18 protein-coding genes are annotated in these 17,814 nt (G+C 58.1%); 6 read left to right on the top strand and 12 right to left on the bottom strand.

Annotated features, from left to right (window positions below; translation table 11 throughout):
- Positions 1-179 precede the first annotated feature (179 nt).
- The gene (locus AC1DWG_RS07955) at positions 180-869 is read right to left on the bottom strand and encodes an MlaA family lipoprotein (protein ID WP_477763450.1); all 690 of its coding nucleotides are present in this window, start codon (positions 867-869) and stop codon (positions 180-182) included.
- 200 nt (positions 870-1,069) lie between these two features.
- Between AC1DWG_RS07955 and AC1DWG_RS07960 the strand changes: the two genes are divergently transcribed.
- Entirely contained in the window at positions 1,070-1,690 is a 621-nt protein-coding gene (locus AC1DWG_RS07960; RefSeq protein WP_477763449.1) for an HAD family phosphatase, read from the top strand.
- Positions 1,691-1,802: 112 nt separating this feature from the next.
- Positions 1,803-2,066 (top strand): DUF4404 family protein, encoded by a 264-nt coding sequence (locus AC1DWG_RS07965; protein ID WP_477755953.1) that lies wholly within the window; start codon positions 1,803-1,805, stop codon positions 2,064-2,066.
- A 710-nt stretch (positions 2,067-2,776) separates the two neighbouring features.
- Here AC1DWG_RS07965 and queF read toward each other — a convergent pair.
- Positions 2,777-3,607, bottom strand: coding sequence for an NADPH-dependent 7-cyano-7-deazaguanine reductase QueF (gene queF / locus AC1DWG_RS07970; RefSeq protein ID WP_477755952.1), 831 nt, complete (start codon positions 3,605-3,607; stop codon positions 2,777-2,779).
- A 61-nt stretch (positions 3,608-3,668) separates the two neighbouring features.
- Positions 3,669-4,205 (bottom strand): copper-resistant cuproprotein CopI, encoded by a 537-nt coding sequence (copI, locus tag AC1DWG_RS07975; protein WP_477787598.1) that lies wholly within the window; start codon positions 4,203-4,205, stop codon positions 3,669-3,671.
- A 155-nt stretch (positions 4,206-4,360) separates the two neighbouring features.
- Here copI and AC1DWG_RS07980 point away from each other — a divergent pair, with 155 nt between their 5' ends.
- Both AC1DWG_RS07980 and AC1DWG_RS07985 read left to right on the top strand, forming a co-directional pair.
- Positions 4,361-5,041 (top strand): heavy metal response regulator transcription factor, encoded by a 681-nt coding sequence (locus AC1DWG_RS07980; RefSeq protein WP_007995297.1) that lies wholly within the window; start codon positions 4,361-4,363, stop codon positions 5,039-5,041.
- Positions 5,041-6,390 carry a heavy metal sensor histidine kinase gene (locus tag AC1DWG_RS07985; RefSeq protein ID WP_477787599.1) on the top strand — a complete coding sequence of 450 codons (1,350 nt, stop codon included), beginning with the start codon at positions 5,041-5,043 and terminating at the stop codon, positions 6,388-6,390. The genes AC1DWG_RS07980 and AC1DWG_RS07985 overlap by 1 nt, the downstream gene beginning before the upstream one ends.
- Positions 6,391-6,454: 64 nt before the next feature.
- Here the strand turns inward: AC1DWG_RS07985 and AC1DWG_RS07990 are convergent, their stop codons facing one another.
- The 3 genes from AC1DWG_RS07990 to AC1DWG_RS08000 form a co-directional block, all read right to left on the bottom strand.
- Positions 6,455-7,699, bottom strand: a complete 1,245-nt coding sequence (locus AC1DWG_RS07990) for a lipoprotein-releasing ABC transporter permease subunit (protein WP_477787600.1) — start codon at positions 7,697-7,699, stop codon at positions 6,455-6,457.
- A 63-nt stretch (positions 7,700-7,762) separates the two neighbouring features.
- Positions 7,763-8,446 (bottom strand): lipoprotein-releasing ABC transporter ATP-binding protein LolD, encoded by a 684-nt coding sequence (lolD, locus tag AC1DWG_RS07995; RefSeq protein ID WP_218428817.1) that lies wholly within the window; start codon positions 8,444-8,446, stop codon positions 7,763-7,765.
- Positions 8,447-8,453: 7 nt separating this feature from the next.
- Entirely contained in the window at positions 8,454-9,704 is a 1,251-nt protein-coding gene (locus AC1DWG_RS08000) for a lipoprotein-releasing ABC transporter permease subunit (protein WP_477787601.1), read from the bottom strand.
- A gap of 94 nt (positions 9,705-9,798) precedes the next feature.
- On the opposite strand from AC1DWG_RS08000, the gene AC1DWG_RS08005 reads away from it, so the two are divergent.
- A complete protein-coding gene (locus AC1DWG_RS08005; protein WP_477763444.1) occupies positions 9,799-10,380 on the top strand; it encodes a PilZ domain-containing protein in 582 nt (193 codons plus the stop codon).
- Positions 10,381-10,394: 14 nt separating this feature from the next.
- Entirely contained in the window at positions 10,395-11,117 is a 723-nt protein-coding gene (locus AC1DWG_RS08010) for a glycerophosphodiester phosphodiesterase (protein WP_477756820.1), read from the top strand.
- Positions 11,118-11,159: 42 nt separating this feature from the next.
- Here AC1DWG_RS08010 and sthA read toward each other — a convergent pair whose 3' ends face one another.
- From sthA to AC1DWG_RS08040, 6 genes are all read right to left on the bottom strand, one after another.
- Positions 11,160-12,554 (bottom strand): Si-specific NAD(P)(+) transhydrogenase, encoded by a 1,395-nt coding sequence (sthA, locus tag AC1DWG_RS08015; protein WP_007984277.1) that lies wholly within the window; start codon positions 12,552-12,554, stop codon positions 11,160-11,162.
- Positions 12,555-12,761: 207 nt separating this feature from the next.
- Positions 12,762-13,784 (bottom strand): FAD:protein FMN transferase, encoded by a 1,023-nt coding sequence (locus AC1DWG_RS08020; RefSeq protein ID WP_477787602.1) that lies wholly within the window; start codon positions 13,782-13,784, stop codon positions 12,762-12,764.
- 276 nt (positions 13,785-14,060) lie between these two features.
- Positions 14,061-14,417 carry a hypothetical protein gene (locus tag AC1DWG_RS08025; protein ID WP_477763443.1) on the bottom strand — a complete coding sequence of 119 codons (357 nt, stop codon included), beginning with the start codon at positions 14,415-14,417 and terminating at the stop codon, positions 14,061-14,063.
- Positions 14,418-15,099: 682 nt separating this feature from the next.
- Positions 15,100-15,543: a hypothetical protein gene (locus AC1DWG_RS08030; protein ID WP_477763442.1), complete on the bottom strand. Its 444-nt coding sequence runs from the start codon at positions 15,541-15,543 to the stop codon at positions 15,100-15,102.
- Positions 15,544-16,213: 670 nt separating this feature from the next.
- Positions 16,214-16,657: a hypothetical protein gene (locus AC1DWG_RS08035; RefSeq protein WP_477756679.1), complete on the bottom strand. Its 444-nt coding sequence runs from the start codon at positions 16,655-16,657 to the stop codon at positions 16,214-16,216.
- Positions 16,638-17,750 carry a polymorphic toxin type 44 domain-containing protein gene (locus AC1DWG_RS08040; RefSeq protein WP_477787603.1) on the bottom strand — a complete coding sequence of 371 codons (1,113 nt, stop codon included), beginning with the start codon at positions 17,748-17,750 and terminating at the stop codon, positions 16,638-16,640. Before AC1DWG_RS08040 ends, AC1DWG_RS08035 begins: the two co-directional genes overlap by 20 nt.
- Positions 17,751-17,814 lie beyond the last annotated feature (64 nt).

The raw sequence follows: 17,814 nt of genomic DNA on the forward strand, positions 1-17,814 counted from the left end.
TTTGTCAAATCACCGAGAGTTATAAGAACAGGCAGATCCGTAACCCAATGGAAGGTTCGAACCCACGAGTCAAACCGGCCGGGACTACAGTGAAAAGCGTGATTACATCCGCATGCGGGTCTTCACAGACAAAAAAGGCGGCCTGTTGATGGCCGCCTTTTTCAGTTTACCGGTCGAGATCAGAAATCGTCTTCAACCTGACCGTCTTTCACCTTGAACTCACGGTTCTGCAAGTACGCATTGCGGATGAAGGTGTACTTGTCGCCGGTGATCAGCCTCTCGCTCGACAGCAGATTGGCGCGGGTATCGACGACATCCAGGGCAAAGAACGAGTTACGCACCGGAATGTCGTTTACGTAACGATAAGCGCCGGTGTAGCTGTCGACGTACCTGGACGGTGCATCACGCAAGGTGCTTGGCCCCAGGAATGGCAGCATCAAGTAAGGGCCGCTGCCGACCCCCCAGTAACCCAGCGTCTGACCGAAGTCTTCGTCATTGCGCTGCAGGCCCATTCTGGTGCCGACATCAATGACGCCCAGCAAGCCGAAGGTGGTGTTGAAAATGATTCGTGCGCTATCAACACCTGCGGCGCGAGGTTTGGCCTGCAGGATATCGTTGGCCAGGTTGCGCACATCGCCGATGTTGCGGAAGAAGTTGTGAACGCCGTCTTCGACAAACTGCGGCGTTATGTACTGGTAGCCCTGGGCCAGGGGTTTGAGCGCATAGGTGTCGATCACGTCGTTGAACTTGTAAATCGGGCGGTTGATGCTTTCCCAAGGATCCTCTTCCGTGGCTGCCTGGGCAACGAACGGAACCAGCATCACACTGGCGCACACACAAATCCTGGCTAGATGATTGCTCCAGCGCATAGAAAAAACTCCTTGGTTTGTACTGGCTCGGGCACTTGGCCCGGGCAATAAGTTGCCAAGTATAAGACGTAAACGCTGTTTAAGGCACTTTGCACGAAATCCACATCGAAGGAATCGTGCAAAATGCGAGCGATTCACGTCCATGTCACTCAACTGTCACCGTCGCCCGCTAGCCTTCAGGCTATTTCAGGGACGTCCACATGCCGCTCGCCGAAGCCTTGCCCCAAACCGCACCCAGCCTGACCGCCGTACTGTTCGGTCTCAGTGGCTGCCTGGTGGATTTCGGCGCACACACGCGCCGGCACGGCAGCCACTCGGCCGAACACGCCGAGGCCACACCCGGCGCACTGGATAGCCTGCGCAGCTTGCAGCGCCGGCAAATCCCCTGCGCCTGGCTCGATGAGCTGCCCCCTGCCCTGAGCCAATCCCTGGCCGCTGCGTTGCCTGAATGGATCAAGCAATCGCAACATCTAGCAACAAATACCCCATGGCCCGCCCCGAACGCCTGCTGGCAAGCCTTGATGACCCTGAATGTCGAGCGACTCGACGGCTGCGTACTGGTGAGCGGCGAACCCCGCCTGCTGCAAGCGGGGCTCAATGCCGGGTTGTGGACCATCGGCCTGGCGTCCTGCGGCTCGCTGTGCGGATTGACGCCTCAGGAATGGCAAGCGCTGACCCCGCAGGGGCGCGACATCAAACGCGCCAGGGCGACAATGCAACTGTTCGGCCTGGGCGTGCATTCGGTGATTGACCACCTCGGTGAACTCGACACCTGCCTGGCCGATATCAGCTTGCGTCGGCTCAAGGGCGAAAAGCCCTGACCGAGATCATGCAGGTTGCGCGCGAGTGGATTAATCTAAAGGTCAGGCATCGACCTTTGGCCTTCTGTCATGGTCTATGCCAGTGCCTATCGATTAAAGAAGGAAGAACGCCATGCCCGCCCGCGAACTGCAAGAACAGCTCAATGCCCTGCGCGAGCAATTGGAACAGAATCCTCCGCTTTCCGAAGCCGAGCGCGCTGACCTGCACGCGCTGATGGAACAGATCGAACTTGAACTTGAGCTGGAAACCAAAACCCAGGGATCCAGCCTCGCCGATGGCGTCAACCTGGCCGTGGAACGCTTCGAACTCGAACACCCTACCCTTGCCGGCACCCTGCGCAACATCGGGCAGGCCTTGGCCAACATGGGGATCTGAACCCTCCTGATGCAAAAAAGCCCCGTTGGCGATAGCAGGGCTTTTTCATTTCTGAAATTTGAAACTTGAACCTTGAACCTTGAACCTTGTAGGAGCTGGCTTGCCAGCGAAGGCAATCTACCAGTCAACTAAAATGTCGACCGAACCACCGCTTTCGCTGGCAAGCCAGCTCCTACAGTTTGATGTTACTGACGGACGATGCAAAAAAGCCCCGCTGGCGATAGCAGGGCTTTTTCATTTCTGAAATTTGAAACTTGAACCTTGTAGGCGCTGGCTTGCCAGCGAAGGCAATTTCCCAGTCAACTAATATGTCGACCGAACCACCGCTTTCGCTGGCAAGCCAGCTCCTACAGTTTGATGTTACTGACGGACGATGCAAAAAAGTCCCGCTGGCGATAGCGGGGCTTTTTCATTTCTCAAATTTGAAACTTGAACCTTGTAGGAGCTGGCTTGCCAGCGAAGGCAATTTCCCAGTCGACTAATATGTCGGCCGAACCRCCGCTTTCGCTGGYAAGCCAGCTCCTACAGTTTGATGTTACTGACGGACGATGCAAAAAAGCCCCGCTGGCGATAGCGGGGCTTTTTCATTTCTGAAATTTGAAACTTGAACCTTGTAGGAGCTGGCTTGCCAGCGAAGGCAATCTACCAGTCGACTAATATGTCGGCCGAACCRCCGCTTTCGCTGGCAAGCCAGCTCCTACAGTTTGATGTTACTGACGGACCAGGCGATGGTTCGGCAGCTGCACCTCTTCGGTGCTGCGGTACGGGTTGATATCCAGCCCGCCACGGCGCACATAACGCGCATACACCGTCAGTTTCTCCGGTTTGAGCAACCGCTGCAGGTCGAGGAAGATCCGCTCTACACACTGCTCATGGAAGTCCGAGTGCTGGCGGAAGCTGACGATGTATTCGAGCAGGCTCGCGTGATCCAGCGCCGCGCCACGGTACTCCACCGCCACGCTGCCCCAGTCCGGCTGGCTGGTGACCGGGCAGTTGGACTTGAGCAAATGGCTGTGCACGCTCTCCTCGACAATGCGCGAATCATCGCAACGCAGCAGTTCCGGCCGTGGATGCTCGTAGTTGCTGACGCTGATATCCAGCTCGTCGATGCACACGCCCGGCAAGGCCACGACGCCTTCGCTCTCGACATCCTTGAGACTGCGAATGCGCACGCCCACCGGCTTGCCGGCAGCCGCCGACAAATCCTTGACCAACGTCGCCTCAAGGCTCGCGGTATCGGCAAACGGCGTCTGGTTCAGGGAGTTGAGGTACAGCTTGAACGACTTCGACTCGATGATGTTCGGCGAATCCGCCGGAATGCTGAATTCGCCGATCGCCACCACCGGCTTGCCCGACGGCAGCAGCCAGGACAGCTCGAAGCAGTTCCAGAAGTCCACGCCTTTATACGGCAGGGTTTCAGCCGTCAGGCCCAGTTCCGCCCACTTCGCGGTGCGCGGGATCGGGAACAGCAAGGACGGCGTGTAGGTGGCGATGTATTCGCTGGACTTGCCCAGCGGCGAGTGTTCGGCTGCGGGATGCATGGCGGAAACCTGACTGAATAATCAGCGGATTCTATCAGCCTTTGCTCCCGCCTTTGAGTGCTTACTGACTGACAGTCAGTTTGCCGACCATGCCAGCCTCGTAATGACCGGGGATGTTGCAGGCAAATTCGAGGCTGGTGGCCTTGCTGAAGGTCCAGGTCAGCTCGGCGGTCTTGCCCGGCTCCACCAGCACGCTGTTCGGGTCGTCATGCTTCATGCCGTGGTCCATCGAACCGTGATCCATGCCGGYCATGTTGCCGTGGTCCATTGCCTTCATGCCGGTGGGCGTCAGCATGCCGCTCTGCTGCATCTGCAACATTTCCTGCTGGTGTCTGGCGTGCATCGCCGCATCCCCCAGGTTGAACTCATGCAACAACTGGCCTTTATTGACCAGCACGAAGCGCACGGTTTCCCCGGCCTTGATGTCGATGGCCTGCGGCGTGAATGACATGTCCTCCATCACCACCTCGATGCTGCGGGTCGCCTTGGCCGCCGGGGCCGGCTGACCGAAATCGTAGCTATGCCCGGCGTCCGCCCACACCGGTGAACTCAGCGCCAGCAAACACAGGATGTGCGCCACGGACTTGCGTAAAAACATCGTCATACTCCAACAAGATAAGGCTCAGCATGGGGAAAACTCTAAACTGCTGCCACTGCCCGCAACCTGACAGCCAGATTACAACTTTGTCAGGTTGACCTGTATGAACGCTGCCCACGGTATAAAGCGTTCGTTCCATCTGCCAAGAGCTGCCCATGAAACTGCTGATCGTCGAAGACCAACCGAAAACCGGCCATTACCTGCGCCAGGGCCTGGCCGAGGCCGGGTTCAACACGGAACTGGTGGCCGACGGCAACACCGGCCAGCAATTGGCCCTCAGCGGCGAATATGCCCTGCTGATTCTCGATGTGATGCTGCCCGGTCGTGACGGCTGGCAGATTCTGCAAGCGGTGCGCAGCGCTGGCCTGGACACGCCGGTACTGTTTCTGACAGCACGTGACGCCGTGGAGGACAGGGTTCACGGCCTCGAACTGGGCGCCGATGACTATCTGGTCAAGCCGTTTGCCTTCTCCGAACTGCTGGCGCGAGTGCGCAGCCTGTTGCGTCGCGGCAGTGCCACGCCGCAGGAGACCAGCCTGCAACTGGCCGATTTGCGCCTGGACCTGATCCGTCGCCGGGTCGAACGCAGCGGCCAGCGTATCGACCTGACCGCCAAGGAATTCGCCCTGCTGGAAATGCTCCTGCGCCGCCAGGGTGAAGTCCTGCCCAAGTCGCTGATTGCGTCCCAGGTCTGGGACATGAATTTCGACAGCGACACCAATGTCATCGAGGTGGCGATCCGTCGTCTGCGCCTGAAGATCGACGATGAATTCCCCAACAAACTGATCCACACCGTGCGCGGCATGGGTTACGTCCTCGAAGAGCGCCCCGCCTGATGCGCCGGCTGTCCTTGAGCAGCCGCCTGGCGCTGTTGTTTGCCGCCTGCACCGCCGTGGTGTCGTTGTTCGCCGGGGTGCTGTTCAGCCGCGCCAGCGAGGCGCACTTCATTGAGCTCGACCAGCAACTGCTGGACGGCAAACTGATTGGCTTGCGTCGGGCCTTGCACGACTTCCAGTCGAGTGACAGCGAAACGAAGCTGGCGGAGGAATTGAGCCGGCAGGCTGGCCTGCCCCTGCGAATCACCGGCAGCGACGGCCAGCGCTGGTATGACAGCTCGACCAACATTCCCCAGGTATTGCCGCGCCAGCCCGGATTGTCGACGGTAAGCCATGACGGCATGGATTACCGCGTCCTGAATGCACCGCTTTTCGCGGACAAACCCGAGTCACCGCAACTGACCTTGCTGCTGGACATCACCCACCACCAGCACTTCCTGCAACGCATGCAGCATTTGATCTGGCTGACCGTCGGCCTGTCGGCCCTGGCTACCGCCCTGCTTGGCGCCTGGGCGGCACGCAGCGGTTTGCGCCCGTTGCGGCGGATCAGTGCGGTGGCCAGCGGTGTTTCCGCGCAATCGCTGAACGCGCGGTTGCCTGAAGAAAACATGCCGCCGGAACTGGCGGAAATGGCCCACAACTTCAACGCCATGCTCGGACGCCTCGACGACTCGTTTCAGCGCCTGTCCGCGTTCTCCGCCGACATTGCCCATGAACTGCGCACGCCATTGTCGAACCTGCTGACCCACACCCAGGTCACCCTCACCCGCCCTCGCCCCCTCGAGGACTATCGCGAGGCCCTGCACAGCAACCTCGAAGAATTGCAATGGATGGCGCAACTGGTCAATGACATGCTCTATCTGGCCAAGGCTGACCATGGGTTGTTGATGCCCAAGCGCGAAGCGCTGGAACTGGCCGAAGAAGCAGACCTGCTGCTGGAGTTTTTTGCGCCACTGGCGGAAGACGCGCGGGTGACGCTCGCACGGGAAGGTCATGGGAGTCTGGAAGGCGACCGCAGTATGTTGAGGCGAGCATTGTCCAACTTGCTGGATAACGCGCTACGTTTTACCCCCGCCGACGGCGAGGTTCGGGTAAATATCGTCGAGCAAGCGAATGGCCTGAGATTGAGCGTCGAAAACACCGGGAGCGGGATAGACGCACAGTTACTGCCGAAGCTGTTTGACCGTTTCTACCGTGCAGACCCGGCACGCCGCGAAGGCAGCAGTGAACATGCGGGATTGGGATTAGCGATCACCCAGTCGATCATCCGCGCCCATGGCGGGCAGATTCGTTGTGAATCGGAGAATGGGTGGACGCGGTTTGTGATCGAGTTGCCAAGGGGGGATTGAGGCTGGCAGGACCGGCCTCTTCGCTGGCAAGCCAGCTCCTACGAAGAGCTGGCGGTGTCAGGTCTTACGAATAGCGCAAAGCGTGAGCCGGCTCGATCTTCGCTGCCCGCCACGCCGGGTAAACCGTGGCCAGGAAGCTCATGACGAAGCCCGCCGTGCAGATCAGCGCCACATCCGCGCCTTGCAGCTCGGACGGCAGGTTGCTGACGAAATACACGTCGGAACTGAAGATATGCTGCCCGCTGACCCGCTCGATCCAGCCCACGATCTGGCTGACGTTCAGCGCGGCAATCACGCCCAACACACCGCCAATCAGGGTGCCGACGATACCGATCACCGTGCCCTGCACCATGAAGATCGCCATGATCTGCCGTGGCGTGGCGCCGATGGTGCGCAGGATCGCGATGTCCGCACCCTTGTCGTTCACCACCATGATCAGGGTCGCGATGATGTTGAACGCCGCCACCGCGACGATCATCAGCAACAGCAGGCCGATCATGGTTTTTTCCATTTTCATTGCGCTGAACAGGCTGCCCTGGGTGTGGGTCCAGTCGTCTGCCTTGTAGGCGGCGCCCAGCCCCGTGGCGATGTCGCTCGACACTTGCGGCGCGGCATACAGGTCCTTCACCGCCAGGCGCACGCTCTGCACCTGATTCGGCTCCCAGTGCTGCATCTGCGCGGCATCGGCCATGTGGATCAGCGCCATGGTGCCGTCCAGCTCCGCACCGACCTTGAACACGCCGACCACATTCAGCCGCTGCATGCGCGGGGTAATGCCGCCCGGCGCATTGCTGACTTCCGGCACGATCAGGGTGATCTTGTCGCCAACGTTCAAGCGGAAGCGGCGCGCCGTGATCTCGCCGATCACCACGCCGAATTCGCCCGGCTTCAGGGCTTCGAGACTGCCCTGGACAATGTGCTTGGCGACGATCGATACCTGGCCTTCCAGCGCCGGGTCGACACCGCTGACCTGGATTGGCTGCATCGTGCCCTTGTAGGACAGCATGCCCTCCATCTCGGTGAACGGCACTGCCGCCGTCACTTCCGGGTTTTTCATCGCCGCCGCTGCCACGGGTTTCCAGTCATCAATCGGATTGACGCCGACGATGTTGGCGTGCGGCACCATGCCGAGGATGCGCGAGCTCATTTCGCGCTGGAAGCCGTTCATCACCGACAACACCACGATCATCGCCAGAACGCCGAGGGCGAGGCCGATCATCGACGTCATCGAGATGAAGGAAACAAAGCGATTGCGGCGCTTGGCGCGGGTATAGCGCGTGCCGATAAAGATCGATAACGGTCTGAACATTCGCTGGGGCACCGTATGGAAATAATAGACCCGACGCCTTTCCAGACATCGGGTTTCAGCCAATCAGATGGGAGTGAGACAGCCTTCCTGCAGGTGCAGGACGCGGTCCATCTGGCGGGCCAGGTTCATGTCGTGGGTCACCACCAGGAACGCCGTGCGCATCGAGGTGCTGAGTTCCAGCATCAAGTCCTGAATGCCCTGGGCGGTGTGGGAGTCGAGGTTGCCGGTTGGCTCGTCGAGCATCACCAGGCCCGGTGTGTTCACCAGGGCGCGGGCGATGGCCACGCGCTGACGCTCACCACCGGACAATTCGGCCGGCTTGTGCTCCAGGCGATGGCCCAGCCCTACCCGCTCCAGCAACGCCGTGGCACGCTGGCGCGCTTCGGGGATCGCGGTCTTGCCGATCAGCAGCGGCATGCAGACGTTTTCCAGCGCGGTGAATTCCGGCAGCAGGTGGTGGAACTGGTACACGAAGCCGAGGGCACGATTACGCAGCAGGCCGCGTTTCTTCTCGCTCAACGCCGACAGTTCCTCGCCGTCGAGCCAGACGCTGCCCTTGGTCGGCGTATCGAGGCCGCCCAGCAGATTGAGCAAGGTACTTTTGCCCGAGCCCGACTTGCCGACGATCGCCACGCGCTCGCCCGGGTGCAACTCCAGTTGCAGGTCGGCCAACACTTCCACCGACTCCGGACCTTCCTCGTAGGACTTGCCCAGGCTGCGGCAGCTCAAGATTGCTTTATCACTCATGCCCGACTCACTCATAACGTAGCGCCTCCGCAGGCTGGGTGCGCGCGGCACGCCAGGCTGGATACAGGGTGGCGAGGAAACTCAGGACCAACGCCGCAGAGCAGACCATCACCACGTCCTGGCTCTGCACTTGCGATGGCAGGTAATCGATGAAGTACACGTCGGCGTTGAGGAACTTGTGGCCGATCAGGCCTTCGAGCACCGCAATCGCGGCACTGACATTCAGCGCCGCGAAGATCCCGACCACGGCGCCGATCACGGTACCGACCACGCCAATCACCGTACCTTGCACCATGAACGTGCGCATGATCGTGCCCGGCGTGGCGCCCAAGGTGCGCAGGATCGCGATGTCGCCCTTCTTGTCGTTCACCACCATCACCAGCGTGGAAATGATGTTGAACGCCGCGACCGCGACAATCAGCAGCAGCAACAGGCCGATCATGGCTTTTTCCATGCGGATCGCCTGGTACAGGTTGCCGTGGGTGCGGGTCCAGTCGCGGGCGTAGTAGCGGTCTTCACCGAGATCGCGGGCGATGCTCCACGCGGTGCGCGGTGCCTGGAACAGGTCGTCGAACTTCAGGCGCAGGCCCTGGACCTGATCCGGTTTCCAGCGGTGCAGCCGAGCCAGATCCTGCAGGTTGGTGACGCCCAGGTAGCCATCGAGCTCGCCGGCGCCGACATGGAAGATGCCGACCACGGTAAAGCGCTTCATGCGCGGGAACATCCCGGCCGGGGTCACGGTGACCTCCGGTGCGACGAAGGTCAGCTTGTCGCCGATCGCGGCACCGAGCTTGGCCGCGGCCTTGTCGCCGATGACGATGCCAAACTCGCCCGGCACCAGATCGTCGAGTTTTCCCTGGGTCATGAAGTGATCGATGATCGACACCTGGCGCTCTTGCGCCGGGTCGATGGCATTGAGCAGTACTTTCGAGACCTTGCCGTTATTGGTCAGCAAGCCTTGCATTTGCGTAAACGGCGCCACGGCCGTCACCTGCGGGTTCTGCTTGACCTTGGCCGCCAGGCTTTGCCAATCGCTGATCGGCTCGCCGGACTCGATGGTCGCGTGGGGCACCATGCCCAGCACGCGGGTGCGCATCTCATGATCGAAGCCGTTCATCACCGAGAGCACCACGATCATCACGACCACGCCAAGGGCGAGCCCGATCATCGAAGTCAGGGAAATGAATGACACAAAATGATTGCGACGCTTTGCACGGGTGTAACGCGTGCCGATAAATACGAAGAGAGGTCTGAACATGTCGGGGCTTGTTCGGAGGGAAAAGGAACGTCCTTGTGGCGGGGGTCGATAACCAGCTTTACACTCAGACCACCGCCGCTACCATGGGTTCGCCATGTCGACATTAGATGAAGAAGATCGCCGCGAATACTACCGTATCGAGGATACGATCGCACTGGAAATTCGGCCCCTGTCCGCTCGCGAAGCCGCAGGCCAGGAAGTGTTGCAGGATGCTTCCCCGCTCTTCAACTTGCTCAGCGAACTGCACCTGAGCGAATTCGAGTCGCAACACCTGTTGCGCCAGATCAGCGAACGCGACCGCACGACAGCCGCATTCCTCAAATCCCAGAACAAACGCATCGATTTGCTGAGTCAGGTCGTCGCTCTGACAGTGCTCGGGCAGATCGGCGAACCGCGGCCGGTGATCATTTCCGAAGGCGGCATCGACTTTCAGCATCCACATCCCATCGCCGCCGGCGCACGCCTGTCGGTCAAGCTGGTGCTGATGCCGCAGGCCCTGGGCCTGCAGCTGCGCGCTCGCGTCACCCACTGCGACCGCAAGGGAGATGGCTATGACGTCGGCACCGAGTTCGAACACCCGACCGACGCCCAGCGCCAACTGCTGGCCCGCCACATCTTGCAAAAGCAGGCCCAGGAACGACGCCAGGCCCGCGAACAGCTCGAATCAGGCAATTAATTTAAGGAAGAACCGTGACCCTCATCTACGGCCATCGCGGCGCCAAGGGCGAAGCACCGGAAAACACCCTGACCAGCTTTCAGGAATGTCTCAAGCACGGCGTGCGTCGCTGTGAACTGGACCTGCACCTGTCCATGGACGGCGAGTTGATGGTCATCCACGACCCGACCCTCAAGCGCACCACGGACCGTCGCGGCAAGGTCGTCGAACACACGGCGGCCGAGCTGGTGACGTATGACGCACGCAAGGGCGGCCCGGACTGGATCAAGCCGTGCCCGATTCCGACGCTGGAAGAACTGTTCGAGAAATGCGACTTCGATCACTGGCAGTTGGAAGTCAAAAGCGCATCGAGGATGCGTGCCGCGACCACCGTGCTGGCGATTCGCGAAATGGTCCAGCGTCATGGGCTGATGGACAAGGTGACCATCACCTCGAGTTCCCGGGAAGTGCTGAAGGCCGCGCTGGAACTGGTGCCGGACGTATCCCGCGGGCTGGTGGCCGAGTACGCCTGGCTCGACCCGCTGAAGGTCGCGGCCAGCTATGGCTGTGAGATCCTGGCGCTGAACTGGACCCTGTGCACGCCGGAACGCCTGCAAAGGGCGCAGCGTCAGGGGCTGCATGTGTCGGTGTGGACCGTCAACGAGCCTGCGCTGATGCGCAGACTCGCCGACTTCGGCGTTGACAGCCTGATTACAGACTTTCCCGGTTTGGCCACCGCCACCCTCGAGAATTGCTGAAATCGGTCTCCCCGGCCGGCTCAGGCCACCGGCCGGAGCCGCTCAAAAAAGCCGGTTGAGGCCGTCGTACGCGGCTACCCGATAGGCTTCGGCCATGGTCGGGTAGTTGAACGTGGTGTTGACGAAATACTTCAGCGTGTTCAGTTCGCCCGGCTGGTTCATGATCGCCTGACCGATGTGCACGATCTCCGACGCCTGATAACCGAAGCAGTGAACGCCCAGGACTTCCAGGGTTTCACGGTGGAACAGGATCTTCAGCATGCCTTGCGGCTCGCCGGCGATCTGCGCCCGCGCCATGCTCTTGAAGAACGCCTTGCCGACTTCGTACGGCACCTTGGCCTGGGTCAGCTCCTGCTCATTCTTGCCGATCGAGCTGATCTCCGGAATGGTGTAGATGCCGGTCGGCACGTCATTCACGAAACGCCAGCTACCGTTATCGACGATGCTGCCAGCGGCCGAACGACCCTGGTCATGGGCCGCACTGGCCAGGCTCGGCCAGCCGATCACGTCACCGGCGCCGTAGATGTTCGGCACGCAGGTGCGGTACGCCTCGTCGACTTCGATCTGACCACGGCTGTTGACCTTCACGCCGATGTTTTCCAGACCCAGCTGATCGGTGTTGCCGGTACGACCATTGCACCAGAGCAAGGCGTCGGCCTTGATCTTCTTGCCGGACTTGAGGTGCAGGATCACGCCGTTGTCCACGCCTTCGACGCGGTCGTAGTCTTCGTTATGGCGAACCGTGATGTTGTTGTTGCTGAAGTGATAACTCAGGGCCTGGGAAATTTCCGAGTCGAGGAAGCTCAGCAACTGACCACGGTTGTCCACCAGCTCCACCAGCACACCCAGACCGCTGAAGATCGAGGCGTATTCGCAACCGATCACGCCGGCGCCATAAACGATGAGTTTGCGCGGGGTGTGGCCGAGGCTGAGGATGGTGTCGCTATCGTAGATACGCGGGTGGTGGAAATCGATGTCCGCCGGGCGATAAGGGCGCGAACCGGTGGCGATGATGATGTGCTTGGCCACCAGTTTTTCGACCACGCCGTTGGCGCAGACCACTTCGATGGTTTGCTCGTCGGCGAAGCTGCCGGTGCCGAAGAACACGTCGACGCGGTTACGGGCGTAGTAGCCGGTACGCGAAGCGACTTGTTTGGAGATGACTTTCTCGGCGCTTTTCAACACGTCCGGGAACGAGAACCAGCGCGGCTCACCAATGGCCCGGAACATCGGGTTGGTGTTGAATTGCATGATCTGCCGCACCGAGTGACGCAGTGCCTTGGACGGGATGGTGCCCAAGTGAGTGCAGTTGCCGCCGACCTGGCGACGGCTATCGACCATCGCCACCTTGCGCCCTGCCTTGGCGGCGTTCATTGCCGCGCCTTCTCCCGCCGGGCCGGAACCCAACACCACCACGTCGTAGTTGTAGACAGCCATGCGTACTCCTCAGAACAGGCCGCGGCACCCTCGGCACCTGCGGCTAAATCACGCCAATGCGTGGCATGAAGGAACAATTTGGGGCCAGTGCAGAACCCGGACACAGTCTATAGAAGCGTCAACGCCGCGCACATTAACCCTTGGTCGCGTCGTAGGCTACTTTTGCCTGCGCTACAACGCCAGTTTTCAATGCTCAAATCGCCGAAATCATTCGGTTTTTTCGCCACTGAGGCGTTCAAAAGCGTGACTGCTGCGTGTGACGAAACCTGTATCGGCACGAATCACAAAAAATGCGCCGATATCGTGCTTTTCTGCGTAGTCCCAACCGCGCTCCGGGCCGAGAATCAGCAACAGCGTCGATAAGCCATCGGCCATCAACGCTGAAGGATGAATCACCGTGACCGATGCCAGACGGTGTGAGACCGGCGCACCGGTGCGCGCATCGAAGGTGTGGGAAAAACGCTGGCCGTTCTGCTCGAAATAATTACGATAGTCGCCGGAAGTGGACAGGCCATAACCGTCGACAACAATGACGCGCTCGGCCACTTGCCGGTCATCCCGCGGCTCTTCCAGGGCGATGCGCCATGGCGAACCGTCGGCCTTCTTGCCGGCCGCCTTGAGCTCACCCGTGGCCTCGGCGAGGTAGTCGTGTATGCCCATCGCCTCGAGTTTTGCAGCGATCGTATCCACCGCATAACCGGCGGCGATGCTGTTGAAGTCGACCTCGACGGCGGCGTCCTTGCACAACCGGTCGCCATCGATGCGCAAGTGTTGGTGGCCGACGCGCTGGCGGACATCGGCGAGCGCTTCGGCGGTCGGGACTTTCTCTTCTCGGGCCTGCGGTCCGAACCCCCAGAGGTTCAGCAACGGCTCCACCGTCAGATCGTAGGAACCGTCGCTTTGCACTGACAGTTGCTCGCCCACGCGGACCAATTCGAGGATCGACGCCGGCATTGCCTGACAGCGGTTGGCCGGCAATGCATTGAAGCGCTCGATGTCCGAGTCGCTGCGGTACGTGGACATTTGCCGATCGACTTCAGCGAGAATTTTTTCGACTTCGGCGCGCACGTCTGCCAGCGCGGGAAGACCGGCGTGACGGACGTACTTGATCGAATACGTGCTGCCCATGGTGGGGCCGCTGAAAGACTCCATCGAATCGCCATGGCCGCAGCCAGACAACAGGCCAATCAAAACGACCAGACCGCCCAGGCGCCAGCTCAATACATCCATCTTTTACAGCCCGCCCCGACATGGCCCCAAGGCCGACCATTATGCACCACCCCTGAACCGGCTTACCGGCAAAGACGGCTGCATATGTTCAACGCTGCTCAGTTAAGCGAAGTGATTCTTTGTAGGAGCGAGCTTGCTCGCGATGGTCGTCAACGATAACGCGTGTTTACTAGTTAAACGCAGCGCTCTTGGCTCCATCGTCGGAACGCCGCCCGGAGCAAACTCGCTCCTACAAAATTCTTAACTGAACAGTATTGGCTGCAAATGTTGGTCTTTTCATGGAGTCGCGGTATCGGTGACGCATTGTTTTAGTCGATCCGAATCCGTACCGCTGCCTTCGCTGAGATCAATATCGCCGTTGGCATCAAGGTAGATGTTCGTATTCGGCCACCTCGGAGTAATGTTGACGCAGTGGGCTCGAACATTTTTGCTCCACCAGGATATTTCCATAAAAAAATCGTCATCAGGAAACAGAAAACCGTTATCAACCGTACCTCCGCCGGGTTGCATCCCGCCCTTGTATATCTGGTGCTGGACATTCCAGATATACCTGAGTTCTTCCCTTCCATTTTCGGAGTAGTGAATGGTTACGGTCGGAAGTGCAATATCCCAGTAGCTAATGGCCAGATACAAAAATGGAATCCATAACCACCTTCTATACCTTGGACCTGTTTTACGTACAGGTGTGGACACGATTTCCATCCCCTCAGCTTTATGAAGTAATTGCCGACACCTTATTCACGATCATCTATGGACATCCCGCTCTGTGGGTATTACTTGGCCCACCTCACACCGATACTGATTGTCAACTATGGCACATATCAAGGTTTCGCCAAGTCCCACTGGCACTCCTTCAACCGATCTACGTCAGTACCGCTCCCCTCCCGCATATCAATATTGCCGCCGGAGTCGAGGAATATATGCGTATTTGGCCACTTAGGTTTAATGCTGATGCAGTGCAAACGGCCTTTCTCACTCCCCCAAGAAAACTCCATGAAGAACTCAGCATCCGGAAATAGAAATCCATGATCGATAACGGCGCCTCCCGGAGGCATTCGTCCCTTATATATCCGGTCCTGGACGCTCCATATGTATCGCAGTTCTTGTACAGCATCCGTGGAGTAATGGACGGTGGCAGTAGGTAGTACAAAAATATTCCATAGCACTATCGGCAGTAGCGCGAGTAACGGAAGCAGTAGCGGTAACAACGGAATCCATAGCCACCGAATGTAACGCGACCTAGGTTTTTTACTGGAATGGACACGAGCTCCATCTCCCAGAATCGCACTGCATATCGCTTTGATCCCTTGGCTCTTCATGGGCTCGCTGTATCAGTGATGCATTGTTTTAGTCGATGCGAATCCGTGCCGCTGCCTTCGCTGCGATCAATATCGCCATTGGCATCGAGGTAGATGTGCGTATTGGACCATGTCGGGGTGATATTTACGCAGTGTCGGAGATCTTTATCGTTCCACCAAGAGACCTCCATGAAAAACTTCTCATCTGGAAACAAGAACCCATGATCTCGTGTGCTGCCGCCTGGAGGGAGGCCTCCTTTGTAAATCCGGTGTTGCACATTCCAGATGAACCGCAGTTCGTCAACGCCGTTCTTGGAGTAATGGACGATTGCGGTAGGCAACACAATAATTTGCCAGAGGACAATCAGCAAAAGCACCAGCAGGGGCAGTAATAGCGGTAGCAACGGAATCCATAGCCACTTAATGTAACGTGTTCTTGGTTTATTTACAGACGTGGACACGGACTCCATCCCCCCAGTTCTCTTATGGAACTGCCAGCACTTTATTCATGATCATCTACGCCGTCATCCCACCTTCAGGGTGCTGACTGGCGAGCTTTATACCGATGTTTATCGACACTTTATCATCCAATGTTCACAATTCAGTCCAAGGGCCGGCCGTAGAATGAGTGTCGGAGCATTTTATTTTTTTGATGTTGTACTCATTGCCGAGGGCATTCCGTTAATCGATCTGAATCGGTTGCACTAGTGTGACCGCTATCGAGAGCTCCATCTGCTCCAATATATATACGGGTCGTTGGCCACTTAGGACTTATCCTTACGCAATGACTTTTCCCTGAGACAGTCCAGTCGAACTGCATAAAGAAATTATCATCTTTAAAAATATGGCCAGGACCTCCTGTAGATTGGCCAGGGGAGATTCGCCCTCGAAATATATCGTGCTGAGTATTTAGAACAAAACTCAACTTCCCGACCCCCGCCTCTGAGAAATAGACTTTCACCCTCGGCACGGAGACATACCAGACAAAATACATCAGAAGCAATATTGCTAGCGGTCTACCCTTAAACAAAAGCAGCACCATTTACTTGCATTTGTGCCCCCCCCCAACCCGGAGTAAATCGCTAGCATTTCGTTAATCAAACCAATACCGACTTTTAATCTTGACGCATGTTAGGGCTTCACCAAATCCCATTGACACTCTTTCAGCCTATCCACATCTGCACCACTCCCTTTGCGCATATCAATGTTGCCGTCGGCGTCGAGAAAAATATGCATGTTGGGCCACTTCGGTGTGATGCTGATGCAGTGCCAACGCCCGTTCTCGGCTGCCCAAGAAAACTCCATGAAAAATTCGGTATCCGGAAATAGATATCCGTGGTCGCTGGTGGCACCTCCTGGGGACATCCGCCCCCTGTATATCCGGTCTTGAACGTTCCAGGTGTACCGCAATCCGCGCTCGGCATCCTTGGAATAATTGACGGTTGCACTGGGTAGAACATAAACATTCCAGAGGGCCATCAACTGCAGTACCAGCAGTGGCAGCAGCAGTGGTAAAAACGGAATCCATAGCCACCGTAAGTAACGAGATCGGGGGTTATTTACAGACGTGGACACGGACTCCATCTCCCCAGTTCTCTGGTGGAACTGCCAACACCTTATTCATGATCATCTGCGCTGTTATCCCGCCTTCAGGGTGCTGATTGGCGAGCTTTATACCGATGCTTATCGACACTCTATCAGCTACATCATCCCATGATCGCAATTCAGTCCAAGGGCTAGCTGTAGGACGAGGGCCAAGGAGCTCTCTATCCTCTTTGGGCGTTGTTCGTAACTCTTCGGCTTTGCGCAGGGTATCTGAGGCGATTTGCTCGGCCCCTGCTCCGTCTAGCAGTAAGCTTTCTGAAAGTCCACCTATGATTCCGACATAACCGTAGTGGATGTTCGACCAAATGTCGTAGTAGTAGAGATACTTCCCTTGCTTGTGTCGTACCCCGGGAAACAGCTCCCGAAGCTTCGGCTTGTGATCCCACTCCATGTTTTGACCCACTTGTTTAGTCCAGATCGCCATCGCCTCAAGCTTCTTCGTCCATGCAATTCCGTTGAAATTTGGTGGTCCAGCCAGCCTGGCGTACCAGGGTAACGCCCGAAATTTCCTGGCTTGCGCGCTGCTGTCGTAGCTCATCAGCTCTTTCATTTTCAACACGGACGGATGCTTGATGTTCCTGTTCATCTCACCTGCGATGTAGCTGGCAAGCTCTTCCATCTGGTCTGGATGGTTACAGGCTTCGCTTCCACCAAGGTCGCCGGGTGGTGCAGAGATTTTATCTGCCAGCTTCAGATCAACCACCTGAGGCTTGGCCGTAAAGCTGTTTTCAGCCGGAGCCGCCGATGAGCCCGCAGCCCTGGTGGCCGGCTGTGCAGGGCTTGCGTTGCTTTGATACGTGGCCGTCATTACGGAGGGGATCAGTCGAGCTTTACAGGGGCAATTGCTGTAACTGTCCAGCGTACCAGCCATGGGTTTTCCATGACTGATCATGTACGAAATGCCACCGACGATCCGATACGTCTTCCCGTCTTTTCCACAGGTGACCCGATCACCATCGCAGGCGTGGGCAACGCCATACATCATGATCCGGGTGTCACCATCCAGAACTTTGCCACCACAGGTGGTTCGGTCATTCAGACCGATGAAATGTCCTTCTTTCATTGAATTTCTTCTTCATTACATCCGGCCGTCCCCAGAAGGTTTACGGCCATGGGTTACGACCGTC

The organism is Pseudomonas sp. P4_B3, from assembly GCF_056402295.1.

What these genes read in the sequence shown, in the direction of transcription:
- AC1DWG_RS07985 (WP_477787599.1), top strand. Translation starts at nt 5,041, where the DNA reads ATGCGCCGGCTGTCCTTGAGCAGCCGCCTGGCGCTGTTGTTTGCCGCC.
- AC1DWG_RS08040 (WP_477787603.1), bottom strand. Translation starts at nt 17,750, where the DNA reads ATGAAAGAAGGACATTTCATCGGTCTGAATGACCGAACCACCTGTGGT.
- lolD (WP_218428817.1), bottom strand. Translation starts at nt 8,446, where the DNA reads ATGAGTGATAAAGCAATCTTGAGCTGCCGCAGCCTGGGCAAGTCCTAC.
- AC1DWG_RS07955 (WP_477763450.1), bottom strand. Translation starts at nt 869, where the DNA reads ATGCGCTGGAGCAATCATCTAGCCAGGATTTGTGTGTGCGCCAGTGTG.
- AC1DWG_RS07965 (WP_477755953.1), top strand. Translation starts at nt 1,803, where the DNA reads ATGCCCGCCCGCGAACTGCAAGAACAGCTCAATGCCCTGCGCGAGCAA.
- AC1DWG_RS08020 (WP_477787602.1), bottom strand. Translation starts at nt 13,784, where the DNA reads ATGGATGTATTGAGCTGGCGCCTGGGCGGTCTGGTCGTTTTGATTGGC.
- AC1DWG_RS08000 (WP_477787601.1), bottom strand. Translation starts at nt 9,704, where the DNA reads ATGTTCAGACCTCTCTTCGTATTTATCGGCACGCGTTACACCCGTGCA.
- sthA (WP_007984277.1), bottom strand. Translation starts at nt 12,554, where the DNA reads ATGGCTGTCTACAACTACGACGTGGTGGTGTTGGGTTCCGGCCCGGCG.
- AC1DWG_RS08005 (WP_477763444.1), top strand. Translation starts at nt 9,799, where the DNA reads ATGTCGACATTAGATGAAGAAGATCGCCGCGAATACTACCGTATCGAG.
- AC1DWG_RS07990 (WP_477787600.1), bottom strand. Translation starts at nt 7,699, where the DNA reads ATGTTCAGACCGTTATCGATCTTTATCGGCACGCGCTATACCCGCGCC.
- AC1DWG_RS07980 (WP_007995297.1), top strand. Translation starts at nt 4,361, where the DNA reads ATGAAACTGCTGATCGTCGAAGACCAACCGAAAACCGGCCATTACCTG.
- queF (WP_477755952.1), bottom strand. Translation starts at nt 3,607, where the DNA reads ATGCATCCCGCAGCCGAACACTCGCCGCTGGGCAAGTCCAGCGAATAC.
- AC1DWG_RS07960 (WP_477763449.1), top strand. Translation starts at nt 1,070, where the DNA reads ATGCCGCTCGCCGAAGCCTTGCCCCAAACCGCACCCAGCCTGACCGCC.